Consider the following 26,349-nt stretch of genomic DNA (forward strand, 5'->3'; position numbering starts at 1 on the left):
CCCTCCTCTTTCGCGCCCTCCCATGAGTTCTGCCACGCGCGCGCTCGCCGAAGCGCTGATCTCCCGTCGTTCCGTCACGCCCGACGATGCCGGCTGCCAGGCCCAGCTCCAGCGCCGTCTGGCGCCGCTCGGCTTTCGCTGCGAGACCGTCGCATCGGGCGACACCACCAACCTCTGGGCGCTCTGCGACAGCGGGCGGCCGGGCCCGACGCTGGTCTTCGCCGGCCACACCGACGTGGTGCCCACCGGCCCGCTCGAGCAGTGGCGATCCGACCCCTTCGCGCCGACCGAGCGCGAAGGAAGGCTCTACGGCCGCGGCGCGGCGGACATGAAGACCTCGATCGCCGCCTTCGTGGTGGCGGCCGAGGAGTTCGTCGCTGGCGGCCAGGCCTGGAAGGGCCGGATCGGGCTGCTGATCACCTCCGACGAGGAGGGTCCGGCGACCGACGGCACGATCAAGGTGGTCGACGCGCTGCGCGCGCGCGGCGAGACGCTCGACTACTGCATCGTCGGCGAGCCGACCTCGGTGAGCGAGCTGGGCGACATGGTCAAGAACGGGCGACGCGGCTCGCTGTCGGGCCGGCTCACGGTGCGCGGCGTGCAGGGGCACGTCGCCTACCCCCACCTCGCCCGCAACCCGGTCCATCAGCTCGCGCCGGTGCTGGCCCGGTTCGCGGCCACGGAATGGGATGCCGGCAACGAGTACTTCCCGCCCACCACCTGGCAGGTGTCGAACATCCACGCCGGCACCGGCGCCACCAATGTGATCCCGGGCGAGGCCGTCGTCGACTTCAACTTCCGCTTCTCCACCGCGAGCACGGTCGAGTCCCTGAAGTCGCGCGTCGAGGGCATGCTCGCCGAGGCGGGGCTGGACTGGCAGATCGCCTGGTCGCTGTCCGGCATGCCCTTCCTCACGCCGCGCGGCGAGCTCTCCGCTGCGCTGGCCGATGCGATCCGCGCCGAGACCGGCGTCGAGACCGAGCTGTCGACCACCGGCGGCACCTCCGACGGCCGCTTCATCGCCGCGATCTGCCCGCAGGTGATCGAGTTCGGCCCGCCCAATGCGAGCATCCACAAGATCGACGAGCACATCGAAGTCCGCTTCATCGACCCGCTCAAGAATATCTACCGGCGCACGCTGGAGGCGCTGCTGACATGAGCGGCGCCCGCCCGCCGGCACGGCGCGGCGCCTTCGAGCGCGCCGCCCCGAGCTCGGCCGACGCCCGCGCGACGCTGCGCACGCTGCGCGACCTGCTGCGCTTCGCCATCAGCCGTTTCGAGGCGGCCGGGCTGGCCTATGGCCAGGGCACCGACAATGCTCGCGACGAGGCCGCCTGGCTGCTGCTCTGGTCGCTGCGCCTGCCGCCGGACGAACTCGACATGTGGCTCGACTGCCGGCTCGCCGGCACCGAGATCGACGCCGCGCTCGCACTGATCGAGCGCCGCTGCGACGAACGCGTCCCGGCGGCCTGGCTGACCGGCGAAGCCTGGCTGCGCGGGGTGCGTTTCCGTTCCGACTGGCGCGCGCTGGTGCCGCGCTCGCTGATCGCCGAGGCGCTCGAGGAGTCGCTGGCCGACTGGCTGGCCGAGGACATGCCCGAGTGGCTCGATGCCGAGGCAGGCCCGCAGGAAGGGCCGGAAGGCTGGCCCGAGCGCGTGCTCGACCTGTGCACCGGAGGCGGCAGCCTGGCGATCCTCGCTGCGCTGCGGTTTCCCGATGCCGAGGTGGTCGGCAGCGACCTGAGCGCCGACGCCCTGTCGCTCGCGGCCGAGAATCTCTCGCTGCACCAGCTCGAGGACCGGGTCCGCCTGGCGCAGGGCGACCTTTTCGGCGGGCTGGCCGCCGGCGAGCGCTTCGACCTGATCCTCTGCAATCCGCCCTATGTGAATGCGGCCTCGATGGCGGCCCTGCCCCCCGAGTTCCTCGCCGAGCCGCAGATCGCGCTGGCCGGCGGCACCGACGGCATGGGCTTCGTGCGCCGGCTGCTCGACGAGGCGCCGGCGCGCCTGAACCCGCGCGGGCTGCTGGTGCTCGAGATCGGCCACGAGGCCGAACACTTCGAAGCCGCCTTCCCCGACCTGGAGTTCGCCTGGCTGCCGGTCACGGCGGGCGAGCGGATGATCGTGGCGGCGACCCGCCGGGCGCTGGACGCGCGCGCCGCGCGCCGATGATCCGGCTGCGCGGCGTCTCGCTGTCGCGCGGCGGACGCGCGCTGATCGCCGACGCCACCGTCTCGATCTCGCCGGGCGAGCGGATCGCGCTGATCGGCGCCAACGGCTCGGGCAAGACGACGCTGCTCTCGGCGCTGGCCGGCGACCTGGCGCCCGACCGCGGCGACATCGACCAGCCCTGGCGCAAGGTCATCCGGCTGGAGCAGTCCCTGCCGTCCAGCCCGCTGCCGGCCTGGCGCTTCGTGCTCGACAGCGATCCCGAGCTGGTCGCGGCGCGCGCGGAGCTGGCCGCCGCCGAGCAGTCGCACGACGGGCTGGCCCTGGCACACGCCCACGACCACTGGAACGAGCTCGACGGGCACAGCGCCGAAGCCCGCTGCCGCGCCCTGCTGGCGGGCCTGGGCTTTTCCGGCGCCGACGCCGAGCAGCCGGTCGACGCGCTGTCGGGTGGCTGGCGGATGCGCCTGAACCTGGCCCGCGCGCTGTTCGGCCCCAGCGAGCTGCTGCTGCTCGACGAGCCGACCAATCACCTCGACCTCGACGCGGTGCTCTGGCTGGAACGCTGGCTGCTGCGCTACGCCGGGACGGCGCTGATCGTGTCGCACGACCGCGACTTCCTCGACAAGGTCGCCACCGCGTCGCTGCACATCGACGACGGGCGACTGGTCCGCTACGCGGGCGGCTACAGCGAGTTCGAGCGCCTGCGCGCGCTGCACGCCCAGCAGGCGGAGCGCAAGCGGGCGTCCGATGCGGCGAGGATCGCCCACCTGCAGAGCTTCATCGAGCGCTTCCGCGCCAAGGCGACCAAGGCCCGGCAGGCGCAGAGCCGGATCAAGGCGCTCGAGAAGATCGCGATCGCCGCGCCAATCCGCGCGCTGCGCGGCGTGAGCTTCGCGCTTCACGAGGTCGGCGATTGCCCCGACCCGCTGCTGGTGGCCGAGGAGCTGGACGCCGGTTACGGCGACACCGCCATCCTGCGCGGCGTGAACCTGACCGTTCGCCGCGGCGCCCGGATCGGCGTGCTGGGCCGCAACGGGGCGGGCAAGAGCACGCTGATCCGCACGCTGGTGGGCGAGCTGCCGCCGCTGTCGGGCAGCGTGCGGCCCTCGCGCGCGATCCGCATCGGCTACTTCGCCCAGCAAGGCATCGACCGGCTGCGACCCGCCGAGTCGCCACTCTGGCACCTGCAGCACATCGACCCGCAGGCGCGCGAGCAGGTCCTGCGCGACCGGCTCGGCAGCTTCGGCTTCTCGGGCGAGGACGCCACACGCCCGGTCGGCCCGATGTCCGGCGGCGAGAAGGCCAGGCTGTCGCTCGCGCTGATGCTGCACCACGAGCCCCAGCTGCTGGTGCTCGACGAACCCACCAACCACCTCGACGCGCAGACCCGCGACGCGCTGGCCGACGCGCTGGCCGACTTCGACGGCGCGGTGCTGCTGGTCTCGCACGACCGTTACCTGCTGCGCGCGACCGTCGACACGCTGCTGGTCGTGCGCGACGGCGGCCTGCAGGAGTTCGACGGCGACCTCGACGACTATGCCGAGTGGCTGCTGAAGTCGCGGCCCGGCGCCGGCGAGCCGCCGGCCAACGGCCAGGCTGGCGGCGCCTTGCGCGCGGAAGACCGCGCCGAGCCCGTCGCCGACCGTCGCGAAGCGCGCCGGCTGGCGGCCGAACGGCGCGCGCGGCTCGCGGCGCTGCTGGGGCCGGTCGAACGACGCATGCAGGCGCTGGAGAGGAAGCTGGCCGACGCCGAGGCGCGGCTCGCGGAGCTCGATCGCGTGCTCGCCGACCCCGTCGTCTACGAGGACGGCGGCCGCGCGGCCGAGTTCACCCGCGAGCGCGGCCGGCTGGCCAAGCAGCGCGACGAGTGCGAGCACGACTGGCTGGAGGCGGCCGCCGAACGGGACCGCCTGGCCGAGACCGAGCGCGACGGCCCGCGCGAAGCCTGAGCCGACGGCAGTCAGCGCGCAAGCGGCCGCTCGCGCGCCATCAGCTCCGCATTGGCCTTGCGCTCGGCGTCGACGCGCTGCGCCGCCGGGCGTTCGCGCATCCGCTTCAGGTAGTCGCGCACCGGCAGGCCGGCCATGAGGTCCTCGCCCCAGATCGCCCTGGAGGTCATCGAGAGCAGCGGCAAGTGCACGTAGGCGGCGCAATCCGCCAGCGTGAACCGTTCGCCGGCCACGAAGGGCGAGAACCTCGCCAGCCGCGCGAAGGCGGCCACGTTGCGCTCGAGCTCGGAACGGGTGCGCTCGATCAGCGATTCCGAGACCTTGCCGCCGAAGAAGGCCTGCGGGTAGAGCCGCCGGGCGACCAGTTCCAGGTGCAGTTCCATGAACGCGATGAGCTCCCGCACCTTGGCGCGCTGCCAGGGGTCGGCCGGCAGGAGCGGGTTCTCGGGGAATGCGTCTTCCAGGTACTCGAGGATGACCTGCGACTCGCACAGCGCCCCCCGGTCGGTCTTCAGGAAGGGCACCTTGCCGAGGGGGCTGCAGCACAGGGTCTCCTCGTCCTTCGAGGCCCAGTTCAGCTGCTCGTCGAAGGCGACGCCCTTCTCGTAGAGCGCCAGCTTGACCTTGTTGTGATAGTTGCTGACCGAAAAGCCGGCGAGCGTGAGCATTGGCCATCTCCGTGGTTTTCTGGTGGCAGGACACCGCGCGCGAACGGAATCCCGGGGCGGCCAGTGTACCGGCCGCTCCAGTAGAATCGGGCTCATGACCGATCTCGCCCCCCCCCATCCGTACAAGCAGGCCGGCATCGTCGGCACCGGCGCCATGGGGCGCGGCATCGCCCAGCTGCTCGCGCAGTCCGGCGTTACCGTCCGGCTGTTCGACAGCAACCCCGAGGCCGTCGCGGCGGCCATCGCCCAGATCGGCGACACCTTCGCCCGCCTGGCGGAAAAGGGCCGGATGGATCCCGCCGCCGCGAAGGCGGCCTCGGCCCGCCTGCAGCCGGCCGCCTCGCCGCAGGCGCTGGCCGGCTGCGACCTGGTGGTCGAGGCCATCGTCGAACGGCTCGAGGCCAAGCGCGCCCTGTTCGCCGAACTCGAGGGCATCGTCGACGCGGGCTGCGTGCTGGCCTCGAACACCTCGTCGCTGTCGGTGACCGCGATCGCGGCCGGCTGCGCGCGACCGCAGCGGGTGGTGGGTTGGCACTTCTTCAATCCGGTGCCGCTGATGAAGGTCGTCGAAGTCGTGAACGGCGCGCGCACCGAGCGGGGCATCGTCGACGACATGGTCGCGCTGAGCCGCGCCACCGGCCACCTGCCGGTGGTCGCCCAGGACACGCCCGGCTTCATCGTCAACCACGCGGGCCGCGCCTACGGCACCGAGTCGCTGAAGGCCTTGTCCGAGGGCGTGGCCGACATCCCGACCATCGACCGCATCCTGCGCGAGCAGGTCGGCTTCGACGGCAGCGGCTTCCGGCTCGGTCCCTTCGAGCTGATGGACCTGACCGGGCTCGACGTCTCGCACCCGGTCATGGAGTCGATCTACCGCCAGTTCTACGACGAGGCCCGCTTCCGGCCCAGCGTGATCACCGCCCAGCGGGTCGCCGCCGGGCTGCTGGGCCGCAAGACCGGCGAAGGTTTCTACCGCTACGCGGACGGCAAGCAGGAGAGCCCTGCCGAGCCGCCGGTGCCCTCGGTCCCGGTGCTGCCCCCGGTCTGGGTGGCGCCGGGGCCGCGCCAGGCGCTGGTCGCCGAGACCGCCGCCGGCCTGGGCGCCACCATCGAGACCGGGGAGGAGCCGTCGGCCGCTGCGCTGGTGCTGGTCGCGCCGCTGGGCCTGGACGCCACCGCCGCCGCGGGCGGGCTGCCGGCGGAGCGGGTCGTGGCCATCGACACGCTGTTCCCCATCGCCACCGGCGCCTGCCAGCGACGCGTGCTGATGACCACGCCGGCCACCCGACCCGAGTGGCGCGATGCCGCGCAGGCGCTGTTCGCGGCCGACGGCGCCCGGGTCTCGGTGCTGCGCGACAGCCCCGGCTTCATCGCGCAGCGCGTGGTCGCCATGATCGTTTCGGTGGCCACCGAGATCGCGCAGCAGCGGATCGCCTCGCCGGCCGACATCGACACCGCGGTGCGGATCGGCCTGGGCTATCCGCGCGGGCCGCTCACCATGGGCGACATGATCGGCGCCTCGGCCATCCTCGAGATCCTCGCCAACATGCACCGGCTGACCGGCGACCCGCGCTATCGCCCGGGAGCCTGGCTGCGCCGCCGCGCGCAGCTCGGCCTCTCGCTGCTCCAGGACGACTGACCCATGGCCGCGCGCCTGCTATCCACGATGCAGGACGCGGTCCTGCAATTGACCATCGCCAATCCGGAGGCGCGCAACGCGCTGCACCCGGACATCTACGTCGAGGGCATCGCCGCGCTGAAACGCGCGGCGGGCGACCCCGCGGTGCGCGCGATCGTGATCGCCGGCGAAGGCGAGCACTTCTGCGCCGGCGGCAACCTGAACCGGCTGCGCGAGAACCGCTCGCGACCGCCCGAGGTCCAGGCGGAATCGATCGATACGCTGCACGAATGGATCGCCGCCATCCGCGACTGTCCGAAGCCGGTGGTCGCGGCGGTCGAGGGCGCAGCAGCCGGCGCCGGCTTCTCGCTGACGCTGGCCTGCGACCTGATCGTCGCGGCGCAGAACGCGCGCTTCGTGATGTCCTACATCCGGGTCGGCCTCACGCCTGACGGCGGCGCCAGCCACTGGCTGGCCACCCGACTGCCCTACCAGCTCGCCTACGAGATCCTCGCCTGCGGCCACCCCGTGGGCGCGCCCCGGCTGCACGCGCTGGGCATCGTCAGCGAGCTCACCGAGCCGGGCGACGCCCTGCGCGCCGCGCTGGCCCGCGCCAACGAGCTGGCCGACGGGCCAGCCTTCGCGCTGGGCCGGGTCAAGTCGCTGCTGTCGGCCGGCGAGCGCGAGGCCCTGTCGCACCAGCTGGTGCGCGAGCGCGAGAACTTCGTGGCCGCCCTGCACTCCGACGACGCCGGCGAGGGCATCGCCGCCTTCCTCGAAAAGCGCGTGCCCCGCTACCACCGCGGCGGACCGCGCTGAGCGCCCGCCACCGTCCCAAGCAAGAATATAGGAACGCGACACAGTGACCGAGCCCGTCTCCCCCAGCGGCCAGGCTTCCGCGGACAGCGCCCAGCAGGCGAACAGCGGCACCACCGAGGTGCCCGAGCGCCACCGCATCGACCTCGGCACGCTCGAACGCCACCTTCGCGAGCGCATCGACGGCTTCCACGGCCCGCTCACGGTCGAGATGTTCAAGGGCGGCCAGTCCAACCCCACCTACAAGCTGATCACCCCGGGCCGCAGCTGGGTGATGCGCGCCAAGCCCGGGCCGGTGGCCCGGCTGCTGCCCTCGGCCCACGCGATCGAGCGCGAGTACCGGGTGCTCGAGGCGCTGGGCCGCGCCGGCATGCCGGTGGCCAGGGTCTACCTGCTCTGCGAAGACGAGTCGGTGATCGGACGGGCCTTCTACGTGATGGAGTTCGTCGAGGGCCGCGTGCTCTGGGAGCAGAGCCTGCCCGGCATGAGCCCGTCCGAACGCGGCGCGATCTACGACGAGATGAACCGCGTGATCGCCGCCCTTCACACGGTGGACTACAAGGCGATCGGCCTGGCCGACTACGGCAAGCCGGGCAACTACTTCGCGCGGCAGATCGGCCGCTGGAGCAAGCAGTACCAGGCCTCGGAGACCGAGAAGATCGAGGCGATGGACCGCCTGATCGAGTGGCTGCCGCATCACATCCCGGACAGCGACGAGACCTCGATCGTGCACGGCGACTTCCGCCTCGACAACCTGATGTTCGACCGCACCGAGCCGAAGGTCCGCGCGATCCTCGACTGGGAGCTGTCCACCCTGGGCCACCCGCTCGCCGACTTCTCGTATCACTGCATGAGCTGGCACATCGAGCCGGGCCAGTTCCGCGGCATCGGCGGCCTCGACCACAAGGCGCTGGGCATCCCGACCGAGCGCGAATACGTGGAGGCCTATTGCCGGCGCACGCATCGCGATCCCGACGCGGTGATGGCCAACTGGGACTTCTACATCGCCTACAACATGTTCCGTCTCGCCGCGATCCTGCAAGGGATCATGAAGCGCGCGGTCGATGGCACCGCCTCGAGCGCCCGCGCGCTGGAGCAGGGGCGCCGCGCCAGGCCGCTGGCCGAGATGGGCTGGGAGATCGCGCAGCGCGTGCGCTGAACCGAACCACCAGGGCCGCCCCACCAAGCGCACCGCGCCTCGGGGACGGCCCAAGACTTTCAAAGGAGAGAGAAGACATGGATTTCGACTTTTCGCCGACCTGCAAGGACATGCAGCAGCGGCTGCTGGACTTCATGGACCGGCATATCTACCCGAACGAGCACCGCTTCCACGAAGAGGTCGAAGCCAACCGGCGCGCCGGCAACGCCTGGGTGCCCACGAAGATCGTCGAGGAGCTGAAGCCCAAGGCTCGCGCGGCCGGGCTGTGGAACCTGTTCCTGCCGAAGTCCCCGCGCGTGCCCGAAGGCCTTTCGAACCTCGACTACGCTTCGCTGTGCGAGATCATGGGCCGCGTTCACTTCGCGCCCGAGGTCTTCAACTGCTCGGCGCCCGACACCGGCAACATGGAGACGCTGGAGCGCTATGGCAGCGAGCCGATCAAGCGCGCCTGGCTCGACCCGCTGCTGCGCGGGGAGATCCGCTCGGCCTTCGCGATGACCGAGCCGGCGGTGGCCTCGTCCGACGCGACCAACATCCAGTCGCGCATCGAGCGCGACGGCGACCACTACGTGATCAACGGCCGCAAGTGGTGGACCTCGGGCGCCGGCGACCCGCGCTGCAAGGTCTACATCTTCATGGGCAAGACCAATCCCGACGCGCCGCGCCACCAGCAGCAGTCGATGATCGTCGTGCCCGCCGACACCCCGGGAATCACGGTCATCCGCCCGCTGAGCGTGTTCGGCTACGACGACGCCCCGCACGGCCACTGCGAGGTGCTGTTCGAGAACGTGCGCGTGCCGGTCGACAACATCCTGCTGGGTGAAGGCCGGGGTTTCGAGATCGCGCAGGGCCGCCTCGGGCCGGGCCGCATCCACCATTGCATGCGCTCGATCGGCGCGGCCGAGCGCGCGCTCGAGTTCATGTGCAAGCGCCTGTCCTCGCGCGTGGCCTTCGGCAAGCCGATCTCGCAGCAAAGCGTCTGGCACGAGCGAATCGCCGAATCGCGGATCATGATCGAGCAGGCCCGCCTGCTCACGCTCAAGGCCGCCTACATGATGGACACCGTGGGCAACAAGATCGCCAAGGCCGAGATCGCGATGATCAAGGTCGTGGCCCCGAACGTGTCCACCAGGATCATCGACTGGGCGATCCAGGCCCACGGCGGCGGTGGCGTGTGCGACGACTTCCCGCTCGCCTACATGTACGCCCACCAGCGCACGCTGCGCCTGGCCGACGGCCCCGACGAGGTGCATCGCAACGCAGTCGCCAAGCTCGAGCTCGGTCGGCACGCGGCGATCCCCACCTCCAGCCACGAGGCAATGCCGGTCACGCGCGGCAGCTGAGGCTTCCGCTGGATGGGCCGCCCGCTGCGCGGTGCGGCGCCGATCGGGCGGCAAGCCCGGTCCCCGCTGCGCGGGGATCGGGCTTCGCCCGCCCTCTCCGATCTCGGATTTCCGCGCCCGCCTCGCAGGAGGCTTCGCCCCCCGGCGAGCGGGCGCCCGCGGAAATCCTTTCGGTCGCTCGCGGCTCGGCCAAAGTCGCCCGATCGGCGCCGCACCGCGCAGCGGGCCCGGCCGTATGCTTCTCTCGCCACCAACACCGAGGAGACACCATGATCGACTTGTACACCTGGCCCACGCCGAACGGCCACAAGGTGCACATCATGCTCGAGGAGTGCGGCCTGCCGTATGCGGTGCATGCGGTGGACATCGGCGCCGGCGAGCAGTTCGACCCGCAGTTCCTGAAGATCAGCCCGAACAACAAGATCCCGGCGATCGTCGACTCCGAGGGCCCGGACGGCAAGCCGATGTCGTTGTTCGAGTCGGGGGCCATCCTCGTCTACCTGGCCGGCAAGACCGGAAAGTTCCTGCCCAAGACCACGCGCGGCCGCTACGAGGCGCTGCAGTGGCTGATGTTCCAGATGGGCGGCCTCGGGCCGATGCTGGGCCAGGCGCACCACTTCCGGATCTACGCGCCGCACAAGATCGACTACGCGATCGAGCGCTACACGAACGAGGCCAGGCGCCTGTATGGCGTGCTGGAGCGCCAGCTCGAGCGCACGGGGGCCTACGTGGCAGGTCGCGAGTACACGATCGCGGACATCGCCTGCTGGACCTGGACGCGCTCGCACGAGAACCAGGGCATCGACCTGGCGGGTTTCCCGCAGGTCAGGCGCTGGCACGACGTCATTGCCGCGCGCCCCGCGGTGCAGCGCGCGCTGACCATCCTGGCCGACAGGCGGAAGCCGCTCGTGGACCCGAAAGCGCGCGAGGCGCTGTTCGGCGGCACGCAGTACCCGAAGCGCTGAGCGCGACCGCCGGGAAACGCCGGGCAGCAGCGCGCCACCGCGGCGCTCGCACCGGCCACTACTGGATCGGGTCCTTCAACGAGCGAGGCAACGGGAAGGCGAAGACTTCGATGCCCTCGTCGGCCAGCTCGGCCCGTTCCTCGGCGGTTGCCACGCCGCGGATGCCGCGCTCGGGCGACTCCTGGTAGTGGATGCGCCGCGCTTCCTCGGCGAAGTTCTCGCCGACGTCCTCGGTGTTCGCGACCAGGTGGCGCGCGAGCTTCATCCACATCGCCTGCAGCTGCTGCGGCGTGGGCGCGGCACCGGCCGGCGCGGGCACGGCCGTCTCGGGCTTGCCGGGCGCACGCATGGCGGCCGGCTCGGTGGCGCCGGAGAGGTTCAGGCGGGGCGCGCTGGGGAGCTTGCGGATGGCCCGGTCGCCGCAGACCGGACACTCGATCAGCCCGCGTTCGAGCTGGCCGTCGAAGTCCTCGGCCGAGGCGAACCAGCCTTCGAAGCGATGGTCGTGGCCGCAGGCAAGATTGAATACTTTCATCGATTCCGTGTTCCTTGACTCCCGATTGTACGGCCTCGGGGACATCGCGCTGATAGAATCCCCGTCCCCTGCCCCCTGGATCGCCCCCGATGAAGGACCCGATCGTCGTCGGCATCGACGAGGCGCTCGCGTCGCTCGACAGCTACGACGCGATCCTCGACGCGCGCAGCCCCTCCGAGTACGCCGAAGACCGCCTGCCCGGAGCGATCTCCACCCCCGTGCTGGACGACGCGCAGCGCGCCCGCGTGGGCACGATCTACAAGCAGCAGTCCTCGTTCGAGGCCAAGCGCATCGGCGCCGCGCTGGTTTCCCGCAACATCGCCGGACTCCTGGAATCCCAACTCGCCGACCGCCCTCGCGATTGGCGCCCGCTGGTGTATTGCTGGCGCGGCGGAAACCGCTCGGGTTCGCTCGCCACGGTCATGGCCCGCGTGGGCTGGCGCACGGCGGTGCTCGACGGCGGCTATCGAGCCTTCCGCCGCCGCGTGCTCGCCGACCTGGCGGTCCTGCCGGACACCCTGCGCTTGCGCGTCGTGGCCGGTCGCACCGGAAGCGGCAAGAGCCTGATCCTGCAGCGGCTGGCTGGCCTGGGCGTCCAGGTCCTCGACCTCGAGTCGCTGGCCAGTCACCGAGGCTCGGTGCTCGGCCTGATGCCCGACACGGTCCAGCCCTCGCAGAAACGCTTCGAGTCGCTGCTGTGGGACGCGCTGCGCCGCTTCGACCCGGCCCGGCCGATCTTCGTGGAGTCCGAAAGTCGCCGCGTGGGCCAGTGCCACCTGCCCGACGCCCTGATCGCCCGGATGCGCGCCGCGCCCTGCGTGCGCGTCGAGATGCCGGTCGCGCATCGGGCGAGCCTGCTGCTGCGCGAGTACCGTCACTTCGTCGAGGACCGCGCTGCCCTGTTCGAGCGGCTCGAGCGGCTCGTGCCGCTGCACGGGCGCCGCACCGTGGACGAATGGCGCGCGCTGGCCGAGAGCGGGCGTTGGGACGAATTCGTCACCATGCTGCTGCAGGCCCACTACGACCCCGCCTACGACCGCTCGATGGCGCAGAACTACGAGGGAATCGTGTCGGCGGAGCCGCTGCGCCTGGCCAGCGGCGATGACGACGCGCTGGAGGCCGGCGCCCGCGCGCTGGCCCGGAATGCGGGCATCTCCGGTCGAGACGCGGAAAGCTTCGCGCGAGGCGCGGATGCATCGGGGCGAAGCGCCGGACCGGCCGCGCCGGACGAGACCTGACGCGCCCGGTCGCCCCGGCCTTCAGCGTTCGACCGGCGTCGGCGCGATCGCCTGCTCGTGGCGCACGATCTTGCGGCGCGCCTTCACCGCTTCGACGTAGGCGCCGAGCGCTGCCTGGCTGTAGGCCTGTTCGAGCTGCCGCTTGTAGAGCGGCTTGCGCTCGGCGAGCACCTTGTCGTCGGCCTCGATGACCCTGGAGACCTCGAACACGGCGTAGCCGCCGTCGGGCATGGGCGCGCCGGCATAGCCTGGCAACTTCTGCGAGTCGACCCGGAAGATCGCCTCGATCGCCTGGGCCGGCACCGAATCGCTGGGCGCGCGACCGAGCGTGCGCGCCTTGTCGAAGCCTTCGGGGCTGGTCTTGCCCGAACGCAGGTCGGCGAGCAGGGCTTCGCCGGCCTTGCGCGCCGCCTGCGCCGACTCGCTGGCCACGAGCTGCTTGCGCACCTCTTCGCGGACTTCATCGAAGGGTTGCCGACGCGCGGGCGAATGCTCGAGGATGCGGGCCGACACCAGCCGCCCGCCGCCGACGTCGACCGCTTGCGTGTTCCTGCGATTGGCGAGGCTGTCGGCCGAGAACAGGGCCTCGAGCAGCCTGGGCTGATTGAGCGGATGGTCGGGCGGCAGGCCTTCGGCCCCGTCGCGACGGACCTTCTCGGCCGTCTGCGGCTTCAGCCCGAAGCGCTCGGCCGCGGGCTGCAGCGTGTCCGCCTGCTCGTAGACCAGGTTGCTGAAGCTCTCGGCGGCCTCGGCGAAGCGCCCGGCCGACTGCTGCTTGCGGATCTCGGCCTCGATCTCGGCGCGCACCGTCTGGAACGGCCGCTCGACGCCAGGGCGGATGCCGGTGAGCTTGATGACGTGGTAGCCGAATTCGGTCTCGACCACCTGGCTGACCTCGCCTTCCTTCAACGCGAAGGCGGCATCCGCGAAGGGCTTCACCATCATCGACGCGCTGAAGTAGCCCAGATCGCCGCCCGAAGGCGCCGAGCCGGGATCCTGCGACTCGGTCTTCGCCAGCTCGGCGAAATCGGCGCCGCCGGCGATCTTGTCGCGCAGGGCCTGCGCCTTGTCGCGCGCCGCCTTCCTGTCGGCGTCGCTCGCGCCCTCGTCGACGGTGATCAGGATGTGGCTCGCGCGGCGCTGCTCGGCCGTGGCGTAGCGCGCCTTGTTCTGCTCGTAGTAGGCCCGGACCTCGTCGGGGTTGAGCTGTATCGTGCTCTCGATCGCGGCAGGGTCCAGCACCAGGTACTCGACCCTGGCCTGCTCGGGCGTCTCGAAGGCGGCCGCATTCTGCTCGTGGTAGCGCTTGAGTGCCTCCTCCGAGGTGTCGACCGACGACGCGAAATCGGCCGGCGCCAGGACGCGCCGTCTCACCTCGCGGGTCTGCTCGCCCAGCCGCGCCACGCGCTCGACCAGCGCATCGGGCACGATCGGCGTTTGCGAGATCGCGCCGGGCAACGCCTGCATCGCCAGGTCCTGGCGCAACTCCGCCTCGAACATCGCCTCGTTGCGGCCCTGGGCGGCCAGCAGCGCGCGATAGCGCTCCATGTCGAAGCTGCCATCGGGTTTCACCAGGTCGGGGATCGCGAGGATCGCGCGGCGCAGCGAGTCGTCGGACACGACGATGCGCTGGTCCCCCGCCTCGAGCTGCAGCGCGCGCTGCGTGACCAGGCCCTCGAGGATTTCCGCGCGAATGCCGGCGTTGTCGAGCATGGCGGGATCGACCTGTCCGCCCAGCATCTGCCGCATCTGCTCGAGCTGGCGCTGGCGCGCCTGATCGAACTCCTGGCGCGTGATGTCGGAGTCGCCGACCCTGGCCACCCCATCGCCGTCGGACAAGAAGCGGTCGTAACCCTGGATGCCGAAGAAGGCGAACGCAGGAAAGATCAGGATCAGCAGGACGAACTGCAGGAGGCGCTGGTGCTTTCGGATCGAATCGAACATGCGAAACGGCTCATCGTGCGTTCGGTTGCCGCCACCGGTGCGGCCCCTGGCGACGGATGAAAAAAAAAGGGCGAACTTCCGTTCGCCCTTCGAGTGTTGGCGGAGTGGACGGGACTCGAACCCGCGACCCCCGGCGTGACAGGCCGGTATTCTAACCAACTGAACTACCACTCCAAGATTCTCTGGGCGCTGCGCTGGTGGGTGCTGAGAGGCTCGAACTCCCGACCTACGCCTTGTAAGGGCGCCGCTCTACCAACTGAGCTAAGCACCCTTTGCTGCTTTCGCCCTGATTGAGCGAGTCAAGAATTGACTGCGTCAACCGTAAAGACCGCGATTATATACGATTTTCGAGCACCGCAAGAAAGCGGGTTTCGAAAAAACGCTCTCAGTTGAGCGCGTCTTTCAGGCCCTTGCCCGGACGGAACTTGGGCAGCTTGGCCGCCTTGATCTTGATCGTTGCGCCGGTGCGCGGATTGCGGCCGGTGCGGGCGGCGCGCTTGCCGACCGAGAAGGTGCCGAAGCCGACCAGCGTGACCGAACCGCCTTTCTTCAGCGTGGTGCGAATGGCGCCGATCATCGCATCGAGCGAACGGCCGGCAGCGGCTTTCGAGAGGTCAGCCTGCTTCGCGATGTGGTCGATCAATTCGGACTTGTTCACTAGAACCCCCTCACCTCAGAAACTTTGATGGAATGAGCGCATGAAGAGCGATGCGCGATGGCTTTCTATGTATCGACGCCAGGAGCGAGCCGGGCGAAGCGGAGCGCGTATTTAATCGCCCGGATCAAGCAGTGTCAAGCCAGGAACCGGGCGACTTTCCCTCTGGAGACGCAGTTCGTCGGCCGCGTGCATCCTCCGGTCAGTGCGTGACCACGTCGCCTCCGGCAGCCGATGCAGGCGACGCCGGCACCGCGCTAGTGGAAACACCGGCATCCTCGTCGGGAAGCGCCTGCGGCGCGCGCTCGAGCGCGACCTCGAGCACGCGGTCGATCCACTTCACCGGCACGATGTCGAGGCGGTTCTTGACGTTGTCCGGGATCTCCGCGAGGTCCTTCACGTTCTCCTCGGGGATCAGCACCGTCTTGATGCCGCCGCGGTGCGCGGCCAGCAACTTCTCCTTCAGGCCGCCGATCGCGAGCACCTCGCCGCGCAACGTGATCTCGCCGGTCATCGCGACGTCTGCACGCACCGGGATGCCGGTGAGCACCGACACCAGCGCGGTGGTCATCGCGATGCCCGCGCTCGGACCGTCCTTGGGCGTGGCGCCCTCAGGCACGTGGATGTGGATGTCCTGCTTCTCGTGGAAGTCGGGCCTGATGCCCAGGCGCTGCCCGCGCCGGCGCACCACGGTCATCGCCGCCTTGATCGATTCCTGCATCACGTCGCCGAGCTTGCCGGTGAAGGTCGTCTTGCCCTTGCCAGGCACCGCCACCGCCTCGATCGTGAGCAATTCGCCGCCGACCTCGGTCCAGGCCAGGCCGGTGACCTGCCCGATCTGGTTCTCCTTCTCCGCGATGCCGAAGGTGTAGCGGCGCACGCCGAGGAACTTGTCGAGGTTCTTGGGCGTGACGCTGACCTTCTTCTCCTGCTTGGTGAGCAGGAGCATCTTGACCACCTTGCGGCAGATCTTGCTGATCTCGCGCTCGAGCGAACGAACGCCGGCCTCGCGCGTGTAGTAGCGCACGATGTCGCGGATCGCGGCCTCGGACACGGAGATCTCCTCGGCCCCCAGCCCGGTGTTCTTCATCTGCTTGGGCAGCAGGTAGCGCTGGGCGATGCCGAGCTTCTCGTCCTCGGTGTAGCCCGACAGCCGGATCACCTCCATCCGGTCGAGCAGCGGCGGCGGGATGTTCAGCGTGTTGGCCGTGGCCACGAACATCACGTCGGACAGGTCGTACTCGACCTCGACGTAGTGGTCGACGAAGGTGGCGTTCTGCTCGGGGTCGAGCACCTCGAGCAGCGCGCTGGACGGGTCGCCGCGGAAGTCCTGGCCCATCTTGTCGACCTCGTCGAGCAGGAAGAGCGGATTGCGCACGCCCACCTTGCTCAGGTTCTGCAGGATCTTGCCCGGCATGGACCCGATGTAGGTGCGGCGGTGACCGCGGATCTCGGCCTCGTCGCGCACGCCGCCGAGCGCCATGCGCACGAACTTGCGGTTCGTCGCGCGGGCGATCGACTGGCCCAGCGAAGTCTTGCCGACCCCCGGGGGCCCGACCAGGCACAGGATGGGCGACTTGAGCTTGTCGACACGCTGCTGCACCGCGAGGTACTCGAGGATGCGCTCCTTGACCTTGTCGAGGCCGAAGTGGTCGTCGTCGAGCACCTTCTGCGCATTCGCAAGATCGTTGTTGATCTTGCTCTTCTTCTTCCAGGGCAGGCCGACCAGCACGTCGATGTAGTTGCGCACCACGGTGGCCTCGGCCGACATGGGCGACATCAGCTTGAGCTTGCGCAGCTCGGCCTCGGCCTTCTTCAGGGCCTCCTTGGGCATCCGGGCGGCCTTGATCTTCTTCTCGAGCTCCTCGAGGTCGGCGCCCTCCTCGCCCTCGCCGAGCTCCTTCTGGATCGCCTTGACCTGCTCGTTGAGGTAGTACTCGCGCTGGCTCTTCTCCATCTGGCGCTTGACGCGGCCGCGGATGCGCTTTTCCACCTGGAGGATGTCGAGCTCGGTCTCGATCTGCGCAAGCAGCCGCTCGAGCCGCTCGGACACCGAGTTGGTCTCGAGGATCTCCTGCTTCTGCTCGATGCGGATCGGCAGGTGGGCGGCGATCGTGTCGGCCAGGCGGCCCGGATCGTCGATGCCGTTGAGCGACGCGAGGATCTCGGGCGGGATCTTCTTGTTGAGCTTCACGTACTGGTCGAACTGCGCCAGGATCGCGCGGCGCAGGGCCTCGGACTCGGGGTTGGCCTCGGCATCCGCCGCGACCGGCTCGATCGTGCAGGTGAAGTGGGCGCCGGAATCGTCGACGTCGACGATGCGCGCGCGGCGCACGCCCTCGACCAGCACCTTGACCGTGCCGTCAGGCAGCTTGAGCATCTGAAGGATGTTCGAGACGCAGCCGATGCGGTGGATGTCCGTCTCGGAGGGCTCGTCCTTGGACGCGTTCTTCTGCGCCACGAGCATGATGCTCTTGCCGCCTTCCATGGCGGACTCGAGCGCCTTGATCGACTTGGGCCTGCCGACGAACAGCGGGATCACCATATGGGGGAAGACCACGACATCGCGCAGCGGCAGCAGCGGCAAGGGCGAATCGAACGCGCGGGTCTGTTCTTCGGACATCGAATTCTCCAATCGGACTGTCCCGGGGATGTTGCGGCACCCCGCGGGATTTCAAGTGTTCGCAACGAGGATACGCCCATTCCCGGCACCCTCCACGCGGGCCGAGGGGCCTTTGGGGAGGAGCCCAACACGCGCCCTGGAGGACCGGAAAGGCCGGCAAAGGCCCCTGAAGGCTCTCGAGGGCGGTGAGACCCGCAGGAAGCGAAAGCCCTTCTGCGAATCGGTCGCGGCCGGGTCGCCCGCCTTTCGTCGAGCGGCCCCGGCACGGGGCTCAGTTCGAGCCCGAGACCTTGGGCGCGTCGGCGTAAATGACCAGCGGCTTGCCGTCGCCTTCGATCGTGTTCTCGTCGAGCACGACCTTGCGCACGTTCTGGATGGAGGGCAGCTCGTACATCGTGTCGAGCAGCGCCTGTTCAAGGATGGAGCGCAGGCCGCGCGCGCCGGTCTTGCGGCGCAGCGCCTTGCGGGCGATGGACTTGAGCGCCTCGGGCCGGATCTCGAGCTCGACGCCCTCCATGGCGAACAGCTGGCTGTATTGCTTGACCAGCGCATTCTTGGGTTCGATGAGGATCTCGATCAGGGCGACCTCGTTCAGTTCGTCGAGCGTGGCCACCACCGGCAACCGGCCGACCAGTTCGGGAATCAGGCCGAACTTGATCAGGTCCTCGGGCTCCACCTCGCGCAGCACCTCGCCGACCGAGCGATCGTTCTCGCTGCGGACCGCGGCCGAGAAGCCGATGCCGGAGCGCTCCGAGCGGTTGCGGATGACCTTCTCGAGGCCGTCGAAGGCGCCGCCGCAGATGAACAGGATGTTCGTGGTGTCGATCTGCACGAAGTCCTGGTTCGGGTGCTTGCGGCCGCCCTGCGGAGGCACCGAGGCGACGGTGCCCTCTATCAGCTTGAGCAGCGCCTGCTGCACGCCCTCGCCGGACACGTCGCGCGTGATCGACGGGTTGTCGGACTTGCGCGAGATCTTGTCGATCTCGTCGATGTAGACGATGCCGCTCTGCGCCTTGTCGACCTCGTAGTTGCAGTTCTGCAGCAGCTTCTGGATGATGTTCTCGACGTCCTCGCCCACGTAGCCGGCCTCGGTCAGCGTGGTGGCATCGGCGATCACGAAGGGCACGTTGAGCAGCCGGGCCAGCGTCTGCGCGAGCAGCGTCTTGCCCGAGCCGGTGGGCCCCACCAGCAGGATGTTGCTCTTGGAGAGCTCCACCTCGTCCTTGCGGGCCTTGTGCCGCAGGCGCTTGTAGTGGTTGTAGACCGCGACCGAAAGGATCCTCTTGGCGCGCTCCTGGCCGATCACGTACTGGTCGAGGATCGCGCAGATCTCGGCCGGCGTGGGCAGGCCGCCCTTCTGGCTGCCCGCGGAGGAATCCGCCTGGGCTTCGTCGCGAACGATGTCGTTGCACAGGTCGATGCATTCATCGCAGATGAACACCGACGGACCGGCAATGAGTTTGCGTACCTCGTGCTGGCTCTTGCCGCAAAAGGAGCAATAGAGAAGCTTTTCGCTCGATCCTTTCTTTTCCGACATGCGCTCGTTCCGTACCGGCCTCAGGCGGCTTCGCCCCGATTGACCAGTACCTTGTCGATGAGTCCGTAGCTTACCGCATCTTCCGCGGACAGGAAGTTGTCGCGGTCGGTGTCGCGCGCGATGCGCTCGACCGGCTGCCCGGTCTTGTCGGCGAGGATCTTGTTCAGCCGCTCGCGCAGATAAAGGATCTCGCGCGCCTGGATCTCGATGTCCGAGGCCTGGCCCTGCGCCCCGCCCGAAGGCTGGTGGATCATGATCCGCGAGTTGGGCAGCGCGAAGCGCTTGCCCTTCTCGCCGGCCGCCAGCAGGAAGGCGCCCATGCTCGCCGCGATGCCCATGCACAGCGTGCTGACCTGCGGCTTGATGAACTGCATCGTGTCGTAGATCGCGAGGCCCGCCGACACCGACCCGCCGGGCGAGTTGATGTAGAAGGCGACGTCCTTGTCCGGGTTCTCGGACTCGAGGTAGAGCAGCTGGGCCACCACCAGGTTGGCGGTCTGGTCCATGACCGGCCCGACCAGGAAGATCACCCGCTCGCGCAGCAGCCGCGAATAGATGTCGTAGGCGCGTTCGCCGCGCCCGCTCTGCTCGATGACGATCGGCACCATGCCGAGGCCCATGGGCTCCTGGCGCGTGGACAGGTGCGCGTTGACGAGGTCTTCGACGATGCTGTTGAAGGTCATGGATCGCTCCGTGGTCGGGTTGCGCCGGGTTCGGGCCCTGGCCGGGATCAGCCCTGCTGCTGGGCCATCAGCTCGTCGAAAGCGATGTCCTTGTCGGTCACCTTGGCCTTGCCCAGCGCCCAGTCGACGACGTTCTGCTCGACGACCAGCGCCTCGACCTCGGCCAGGCGCTCGCGGTCGCTGAAGTAGTAGCGAACGACCTCGGCCGGATTCTCGTAGGCCTGCGCGAACTCCTCGATCTGCTTGCGGATCTGGTCGGGCTTGGCGACCAGGCCGTTCTCGCGGACGATCTCGGCCACCAACAGGCCCAGGCGCACGCGGCGCTCGGCCTGCTCCTTGAAGGTGTCGGCCGGGATGTCGGGCAACTGCTTGAGGTCCATGCCGCGTGACTGCAGGTCGGCCCTGGCGCGCTCGAGCAGCTGGGCGCTCTCGGCCTGCACCAGCGCGGTGGGCAGCTCGAACCGGGCCAGCTTCGGCAGGGCCTCCATCACATTGGCCTTGGTGCGGGCGCTGACCCGCTGGCCGACCTCGCGCTCGAGGTTGGCCCGGATGTCGGTGCGCATCTTCTCGAGGTCGCCGCCGGGCACGCCCAGCTGGGTCGCGAACTCGGTGTTCACTTCTGGCAACTTCGGCGCCTCGACCTGCTTGAGCGTGACCTCGAACTGCGCGGTCTTGCCGGCCAGATCCTTCGAGCCGTAGTCCTCGGGGAAGGCCACCGGGAAGGTCTTCGAAGCGCCGGGGATCATGCCGCGCACGCCGGTCTCGAAGTCGGCGAGCATCCGGCCCTCGCCGAGCACGAAGGGAAAGTCGCTGGCGGTGCCGCCTTCGAAGGCGACGTCGTCGAGCTTGCCCACGAAGTCGATCGTGACGCGGTCGCCGTCCTGCGCGGCGCGCTCGGCAGGCTCCCAGGTCACCCGCTGCTTGCGCAGGATGTCGATCGTCTTGTCGATCTCGGCATCGCCGATCGCGCAGCGCACCCGCTCGATCTCGAGCGTGGCGGCATCGCCGATCTGCACCTCGGGATAGACCTCGAAGTGCGCAGTGAAGCCCAGCACGTCCTCGCCGGCGCCCTCGCGGCCCTCGATGCGCGGCTGGCCGGCCACGCGCAGGCCATGCTCCTCGACGGCTGCACCGAAGGCCTTGCTGACGGCGTCGCCGAGCACCTCGGCGTGCACCTGCGGGCCGTAGGACTGCTCGACCATCTTCATCGGGACCTTGCCGGGGCGAAAGCCCGGCATCTTCAGCGTGCGGGCCAGCTTGCGAAGCCGCTCACCGACCTCGCGATTGACGTCGGCCAAGGGCACGTCCATCTGAAGCTTGCGCTCGAGCTGACCGGTCGATTCGATTTGAGTTGCCATCAGAGAGGATTCCAAAGCATCTGGGGGTGGGCGGCGCGGCGGCGGCGCCGTCTGCGCTGGTGCGGCCGATAGGACTCGAACCTACACGCCTTGCAGCGCCAGGACCTAAACCTGGTGCGTCTACCAATTCCGCCACGGCCGCGGCGAAGCGCGACATTCTAAACGAAAGGGCGCTGCGGGCCTTTTTGCCTGCCCGCTCTTCGGGGAGGGCGGCGGCGAGGGGCGGTGCGGTTTCCGGGAACGACGACGCGGCGCACTTCGTGCGCTGCCCGCCCCTCCTTCGGCAGCGGCCGCCGCCCCGGTGGCCCTTCCTCGTCGGGTCGGCGCGTCCTAAGTTCCCGGAAACCGCACCACCCTTCGCCGCCGGGCACCGTCGTCACGGTCGCGGGCAGGCAAGATTGCCCTTCACTGACGGCTGGAGGAAACACCTGCGGAAACTCGGCGCGAACGGCGACCCCATGTACCAATCGCCCCATGGCCCCATGGCCCTTTCGCCTGATGCCCTCATCGCGTCTCGGAATGGCGGCTTCATGTTCTCGCACACAATGCCGGTGACCACCCACCGCACCGTCGCCAGCGAACCCCGTTCCGCGAGAGCCTGTCCCGCCTGGGCGCACGCAGCAAGGTGGCCACGAGGCGGTGTCGGGTGTCCCGGAGGTCGGGTGCTTACGACGCGCCGACCCGACGAGGAAGGGCCGCGTGGGACGCGGCCGCTTCCGAAGGAGGGGAGGGAAGCGCGCGAAGCGCGCCGCGTCGTCCCACCCGATGCCGGGGCACCCTACCGCCTCGCGCGCCCAAGCAGCCGGGCCCCAGGCCGAATCAGGCGGCAGCGGCCTTGATGCGGAACCAGGTCACGTACAGCGCCGGCACGAACAGGATCGTCAGCACCGTCGCGAAGATCAGCCCGCCCATGATCGAGAAGGCCATCGGGCCCCACAGCACGTCGCGCGACAGCGGGATCATGGCCAGCACCGCGGCGGCGGCGGTCAGGCTGATCGGACGGAAGCGCCGCACGGTGGATTCGCGCACCGCTTCCCAGGGCGCGATGTCGGCCTCGATGTCCTGGCGGATCTGGTCGACCAGGATCACCGTGTTGCGCATGATCATGCCGGCCAGCGCGATCGCGCCCAGTGTGGCAACGAAGCCGAAGGGACGATCGAAGACGAGCAGCGCGGCGGCGATGCCGATCACGCCCAGCGGCGCGGTGACCAGCACCATGAAGGCCAGCGAGAAGCTGCGCAGCTGGATCATCAGCAGGCCCATCATCACCGCCAGCATCATCGGCACGCCGGCGGCGATCGCGGCCTGCGCGAGCGCGTTGTCCTCGCCCGGTCCGCCGAGCTCGATCCGGTACCCGGGAGGCAGTTCGGCGCGGATCGGGGCCAGCAAGGGATCGATCCGGGCGGCCACGTCGGGGGCCTGGACGCCTTCCACGATGTCGGCCCTGACCGTGATCACCGGCGTGCGGCTGCGCCGCCAGATGATCGGCTCCTCCATGACCTCGGCGATCGTCGCGACCTGCGAAAGCGGCACCGAGCGGCCGAAGGCCGTCTGCACCTGCAGGTTGGCGAGACCGGCCAGCGAGGCGCGCTCGCCGGGCGGGGCGCGCAGCACCACGTCGATCAGCTGGTCGTCTTCCCGATACTGGCCGATCGTGGCACCGGACAGCGAGGCGCCCAGCGAGCGCACGACCTGGGCCGAGTTGAGCCCGATCGCCCGCGCCTTGTCCTGGTCCACCGCGATGCGCACCGCCGGCGAGCGCTCGCCCCAGTCGGCATGCGAGTCGATCGTCTGCGGATCCGAACGCACCACTTCCGCGACGCGCGCGGCGATCGCCTTCAGCCGGGCGGGATCGTCGCCCAGCACCCGGAACTGCACCGGATACGCGACCGGCGGGCCGAGCGGCGTGCGGAACGCGCGGGCGCGCACGCCGGGGAAGCGCTCGTCGAGCGCCTCGCGGATGCGCGGCAGCGCCCGGTCGCGGCCTTCCACGTCGTGGGTCAGGATCACGAACTGCGCGAAGTTGGGCCGGAACAGCTGCTGGTCCAGCGACAGGTAGTAGCGCGGCGAGCCGTTGCCCACATAGGCCACGTAGGTCGCGATGTCCGGGTCTTCGGCGAGCAGCGCCTCGAGGCGCTTCGCCTCGGCCTCGGTGGCGCGGTAGCTCGCGCCCTCGGGCAGCCACATCTCGACCAGGATCTCGGTGCGGTTCGAGGTCGGGAAGAACTGCTTCTCGGTCAGGCCCATGCCGACGACGCCCAGCGCGAAGGCCAGCACGGTGGCCGCGATCGTCGTCCACCGGTGCCGCATGCACCAGTCGATCAACGCGCGCAGCCGCCGGTAGAAGCGGGTGTCGAACACTTCGTGATGGCCGCCGCGTTCCTTCAGCAGCCAGTTGCCGAGAAAGGGCGTGACCGTGACCGCCGCCACCCAGGAGATCAGCAGCGCGATCGTGACCACCGCGAAGATGCTGAAGGTGTACTCGCCGGTCATCGACTTGGCCGTCGCGATCGGCAGGAAGCCGGCCGCGGTCACCAGCGTGCCGGTGAGCATCGGGAAGGCGGTGCTGGTGTAGGCGAAGGTGGCCGCCGAGAAACGGTCCAGCCCCTCCTCGATCTTGCGCGACATCATCTCGATCGCGATCATCGCGTCGTCGACCAGCAGGCCGAGCGCGATGACCAGCGCGCCGGTCGACACCCGGTGCAGGTCGATGCCGAACCAGGCCATCGCCACGAAGGTGCCGGCCAGCACCAGCGGGATGGTCAGCGCGACCACGCTGCCGGCGCGCAGGCCCAGGCTCAGGAAGCTGACCGCGAGCACGATCGCCACCGCCTCGGCCAGCACCGTCATGAAGAGGCCCACCGCGCTGCGCACGATCTTCGGCTGGTCCGACACCTTGGCGAACTCGATGCCCACAGGCAGGTCGCCCTTCAGCCGCTCCATCGTGTCCTCGAGCGCGCGGCCCAGCGCGATCACGTCGCCGCGCGGCGCCATCGACACGCCCAGGCCGATCGCCTGACGGCCGCCGAAGCGCATCGTGTAGACGGGCGGATCGACGTAGCCGCGGAAGACGCGCGCCACGTCGCCCAGCCGGATCTGGCGGCCGTCTATCGCGAGCCGCAACGACTCGATCTCGCGCACCGTGTCGAACTGCCCGGTGACCCGCATCGGCACCGCCCTGCTCTCGCCCTGCACCGTGCCGGCCGGCGCGACCAGGTTCTGCGCCTGCAGCTCCGAGGCGATGCGCTGCGGATCGATGCCCAGCGTGGCCAGCGTGCGCGGCGAGATCTCGATGAAGACCCGCTGGTCCTGCACGCCGAACAGCTCGATCTTCTGCACGTCGCGGATGCGCAGCAGCTCCTGGCGCACGTCCTCGACCGCGCGGCGCAGTTCCTCGTGATTGAAGCCGTCGCCGGTGAAGGCGTAGATCGTGCCGAAGACGTCGCCGAACTCGTCGTTGAAGAAGGGTCCGACGACTTCCTGCGGCAGCGTCGCGCGGATGTCGCCGACCTTCTTTCGCACCTGGTACCAGATCTGCGGCACTTCCTTCGCCGGGGCGATGTCCTGCAGCTCGAGCACGATCAGCGACTCGCCGGGCCGCGAGTAGCTCTTCGTCCACTTGAAGTGCGGCGTCTCCTGCAGCTTGCGCTCGAGCCGGTCGGTGATCAGTTCGTCGACCTGCTCGGTGGTGGCGCCGGGCCAGATGGTGCGGATCACCATGGCCCGGAAGGTGAAGTCGGGATCCTCGCTCTGGCCCAGCCGCAGGTAGGCGAGCGTGCCGGCGATCGCCACAACCAGCAGGAAGAACAGGGTCAGCTGCGGGAAACGCAGCGCCGCGGCCGACAGGTTGAAGCGATGCTCGCCCGAGTGACCCGCGCTCACCGGACAGCTCCGGACTGGTCGTCGGCCAGCCTGACCTGCTGGCCCTCGCGCAGCAGGTTCGCGCCGGCGGTCACCACCCGATCGCCCGGCTTCAGGCCGGACACGATGCGCACCGTATCGTCGAGCAGCCCGCCGGTGCCGACCTCGACCGATCGCACCGTCAGGTCCTCGCGGACCACCCAGACCTTCGGCGTCTCGCCGGTGGCGTGGAGCGCCGACATCGGCAGCACGATCGCCTCGCCGGATTCGCGCACCGCGCGCGCGGTCGCGGTCATGCCCAGCGCCACCGAGGACAGGTCGCCGCCCAGGCTCAGGCGCATCGGGTAGGTGCGCGAGGCCGGTTCGGCGACCGGCGAGAGCTCGCGCACCGTGGCGGGGATCAGCCGGTCGCCCAGCGCAGCGATGGCCACCTGCCACTCGCGGGCGCCCTTCGCGTTGGCCAGGTCGGCCTCGGGCACGTAGACCAGCATCTCCATCTCGCCGGTGCGCGCCACCCTCACCACCGGCTGCCCGGCCGCGACCACCTGCCCTGCCTCGGCCTCGATCGCGGTCACCACGCCCGCGTCGTCGGCGACCAGCGACTGGAAGGCAGCCGAGTTGGCGGCCTGGGCCAGCTGGGCCTCGGCGCTGCGCAGCCGCGACTCGGCCGAATCGGTCTGCGCCTGCTGGCGGTCGACCTGCGCCTGGCTCACGTAGTTCAGGCCGCGCAACTCCTTCAGCCGCGCGAGCTCGATCCTGGCCAGCTTCAGGTCGGTGAGCGCAGCCTCGCGTTGCGCGCGCGCCGCGGCGACGGCGGGCGCGACGTCCTGCGGATCGAGCCGGGCCAGCCGCTGGCCGGGCTGCACCCGGTCGCCGACCGATACGAGGCGTTCGGCGATCTTGCCGCCCACCCGAAAGCCGTAGCGGGTCTCGACCCGCGGACGCACCTCGCCGGGCAGTTCCAGCGTGATCGAAGTGCGCGAAGCTTCGACGACGACGGTGCGCACCGGGCGCGCGCGCTCTTCCCGGACCGGCACCTGCCGGTCGCAGCCGGCCAGGGTCGTCGCGGCGACCGTCAGGAGGAGCAACAGGGTTCGAAGCATGGTCTGAGCACCGGACAGGCGGGCCGATCGAGGGGAGAAGACGGGCGCCTGCGGAGGGCGCGGAGCCTACCGCCGGATGGCCCGTCAATTAAATGACGCAAGAGTCATTAATTATCGCCGCG

At 69.7% G+C, this 26,349-nt stretch carries 19 protein-coding genes and 3 tRNA genes; 9 read left to right on the plus strand and 13 right to left on the minus strand.

Going from position 1 to position 26,349, the window contains the following annotated elements; all coding sequences use genetic code 11:
* The first annotated feature begins 22 nt into the window (after positions 1-22).
* The 3 genes from dapE to FHP08_RS06045 are packed head-to-tail and all read left to right on the plus strand — an operon-like array spanning position 23 to position 4,121.
* Positions 23-1,159, plus strand: coding sequence for a succinyl-diaminopimelate desuccinylase (gene dapE, locus FHP08_RS06035; RefSeq protein ID WP_147703420.1), 1,137 nt, complete (start codon positions 23-25; stop codon positions 1,157-1,159).
* Positions 1,156-2,172 carry a 50S ribosomal protein L3 N(5)-glutamine methyltransferase gene (gene prmB / locus FHP08_RS06040; RefSeq protein WP_147703421.1) on the plus strand — a complete coding sequence of 339 codons (1,017 nt, stop codon included), beginning with the start codon at positions 1,156-1,158 and terminating at the stop codon, positions 2,170-2,172. Before dapE ends, prmB begins: the two co-directional genes overlap by 4 nt.
* Positions 2,169-4,121, plus strand: a complete 1,953-nt coding sequence (locus FHP08_RS06045) for an ABC-F family ATP-binding cassette domain-containing protein (RefSeq protein ID WP_147703422.1) — start codon at positions 2,169-2,171, stop codon at positions 4,119-4,121. The genes prmB and FHP08_RS06045 overlap by 4 nt, the downstream gene beginning before the upstream one ends.
* A gap of 11 nt (positions 4,122-4,132) precedes the next feature.
* On the opposite strand, the gene FHP08_RS06050 is transcribed toward FHP08_RS06045, so the two are convergent.
* On the minus strand, positions 4,133-4,789 hold the full coding sequence (locus tag FHP08_RS06050; protein ID WP_147703423.1) for a glutathione S-transferase family protein: 657 nt from the start codon (positions 4,787-4,789) through the stop codon (positions 4,133-4,135).
* Positions 4,790-4,883: 94 nt separating this feature from the next.
* Between FHP08_RS06050 and FHP08_RS06055 the strand changes: the two genes are divergently transcribed.
* The 5 genes from FHP08_RS06055 (at position 4,884) to FHP08_RS06075 (ending at position 10,690) form a co-directional block, all read left to right on the plus strand.
* Positions 4,884-6,428 carry a 3-hydroxyacyl-CoA dehydrogenase gene (locus tag FHP08_RS06055; RefSeq protein WP_147703424.1) on the plus strand — a complete coding sequence of 515 codons (1,545 nt, stop codon included), beginning with the start codon at positions 4,884-4,886 and terminating at the stop codon, positions 6,426-6,428.
* A 3-nt stretch (positions 6,429-6,431) separates the two neighbouring features.
* Entirely contained in the window at positions 6,432-7,226 is a 795-nt protein-coding gene (locus FHP08_RS06060; RefSeq protein ID WP_147703425.1) for an oxepin-CoA hydrolase, alternative type, read from the plus strand.
* A gap of 43 nt (positions 7,227-7,269) precedes the next feature.
* The gene (locus tag FHP08_RS06065; RefSeq protein ID WP_147703426.1) at positions 7,270-8,382 is read left to right on the plus strand and encodes a phosphotransferase family protein; all 1,113 of its coding nucleotides are present in this window, start codon (positions 7,270-7,272) and stop codon (positions 8,380-8,382) included.
* A gap of 77 nt (positions 8,383-8,459) precedes the next feature.
* Positions 8,460-9,725, plus strand: coding sequence for an acyl-CoA dehydrogenase family protein (locus tag FHP08_RS06070; RefSeq protein ID WP_147703427.1), 1,266 nt, complete (start codon positions 8,460-8,462; stop codon positions 9,723-9,725).
* A gap of 269 nt (positions 9,726-9,994) precedes the next feature.
* Positions 9,995-10,690: a glutathione S-transferase N-terminal domain-containing protein gene (locus FHP08_RS06075; RefSeq protein ID WP_147703428.1), complete on the plus strand. Its 696-nt coding sequence runs from the start codon at positions 9,995-9,997 to the stop codon at positions 10,688-10,690.
* 58 nt (positions 10,691-10,748) lie between these two features.
* Here FHP08_RS06075 and FHP08_RS06080 read toward each other — a convergent pair whose 3' ends face one another.
* Positions 10,749-11,225: a DUF1178 family protein gene (locus tag FHP08_RS06080; protein ID WP_147703429.1), complete on the minus strand. Its 477-nt coding sequence runs from the start codon at positions 11,223-11,225 to the stop codon at positions 10,749-10,751.
* A gap of 89 nt (positions 11,226-11,314) precedes the next feature.
* Here FHP08_RS06080 and mnmH point away from each other — a divergent pair, with 89 nt between their 5' ends.
* Entirely contained in the window at positions 11,315-12,463 is a 1,149-nt protein-coding gene (mnmH, locus tag FHP08_RS06085; protein ID WP_147703430.1) for a tRNA 2-selenouridine(34) synthase MnmH, read from the plus strand.
* A gap of 21 nt (positions 12,464-12,484) precedes the next feature.
* On the opposite strand, the gene FHP08_RS06090 is transcribed toward mnmH, so the two are convergent.
* The 11 genes from FHP08_RS06090 to FHP08_RS06140 all read right to left on the minus strand — a co-directional run bounded on the left by FHP08_RS06090 (position 12,485) and on the right by FHP08_RS06140 (position 26,212).
* Complete coding sequence (locus tag FHP08_RS06090; RefSeq protein WP_147703431.1) at positions 12,485-14,407, minus strand: SurA N-terminal domain-containing protein; 1,923 nt, start codon at positions 14,405-14,407, stop codon at positions 12,485-12,487.
* Between the two features lie 97 nt (positions 14,408-14,504).
* Positions 14,505-14,581, minus strand: a tRNA-Asp gene (locus tag FHP08_RS06095).
* 21 nt (positions 14,582-14,602) lie between these two features.
* Positions 14,603-14,678: transfer RNA gene (locus FHP08_RS06100), tRNA-Val, on the minus strand.
* A gap of 114 nt (positions 14,679-14,792) precedes the next feature.
* Positions 14,793-15,065, minus strand: coding sequence for an HU family DNA-binding protein (locus FHP08_RS06105; protein ID WP_147703432.1), 273 nt, complete (start codon positions 15,063-15,065; stop codon positions 14,793-14,795).
* Positions 15,066-15,264: 199 nt separating this feature from the next.
* A complete protein-coding gene (lon, locus tag FHP08_RS06110) occupies positions 15,265-17,685 on the minus strand; it encodes an endopeptidase La (protein ID WP_147703433.1) in 2,421 nt (806 codons plus the stop codon).
* Positions 17,686-17,956: 271 nt separating this feature from the next.
* Positions 17,957-19,222 carry an ATP-dependent Clp protease ATP-binding subunit ClpX gene (gene clpX / locus FHP08_RS06115; protein WP_147703434.1) on the minus strand — a complete coding sequence of 422 codons (1,266 nt, stop codon included), beginning with the start codon at positions 19,220-19,222 and terminating at the stop codon, positions 17,957-17,959.
* A gap of 20 nt (positions 19,223-19,242) precedes the next feature.
* Complete coding sequence (clpP, locus tag FHP08_RS06120) at positions 19,243-19,905, minus strand: ATP-dependent Clp endopeptidase proteolytic subunit ClpP (RefSeq protein WP_407703986.1); 663 nt, start codon at positions 19,903-19,905, stop codon at positions 19,243-19,245.
* A gap of 47 nt (positions 19,906-19,952) precedes the next feature.
* Positions 19,953-21,263, minus strand: a complete 1,311-nt coding sequence (tig, locus tag FHP08_RS06125) for a trigger factor (protein ID WP_147703435.1) — start codon at positions 21,261-21,263, stop codon at positions 19,953-19,955.
* 57 nt (positions 21,264-21,320) lie between these two features.
* Positions 21,321-21,405: transfer RNA gene (locus FHP08_RS06130), tRNA-Leu, on the minus strand.
* Positions 21,406-22,082: 677 nt separating this feature from the next.
* Entirely contained in the window at positions 22,083-25,145 is a 3,063-nt protein-coding gene (locus FHP08_RS06135) for an efflux RND transporter permease subunit (RefSeq protein ID WP_147703436.1), read from the minus strand.
* Positions 25,142-26,212 (minus strand): efflux RND transporter periplasmic adaptor subunit, encoded by a 1,071-nt coding sequence (locus tag FHP08_RS06140; protein WP_187272183.1) that lies wholly within the window; start codon positions 26,210-26,212, stop codon positions 25,142-25,144. Before FHP08_RS06140 ends, FHP08_RS06135 begins: the two co-directional genes overlap by 4 nt.
* Positions 26,213-26,349 lie beyond the last annotated feature (137 nt).

Source organism: Zeimonas arvi, assembly GCF_008039575.1.
Taxonomy (GTDB): Bacteria; Pseudomonadota; Gammaproteobacteria; order Burkholderiales; family Burkholderiaceae_E; genus Zeimonas; species Zeimonas arvi.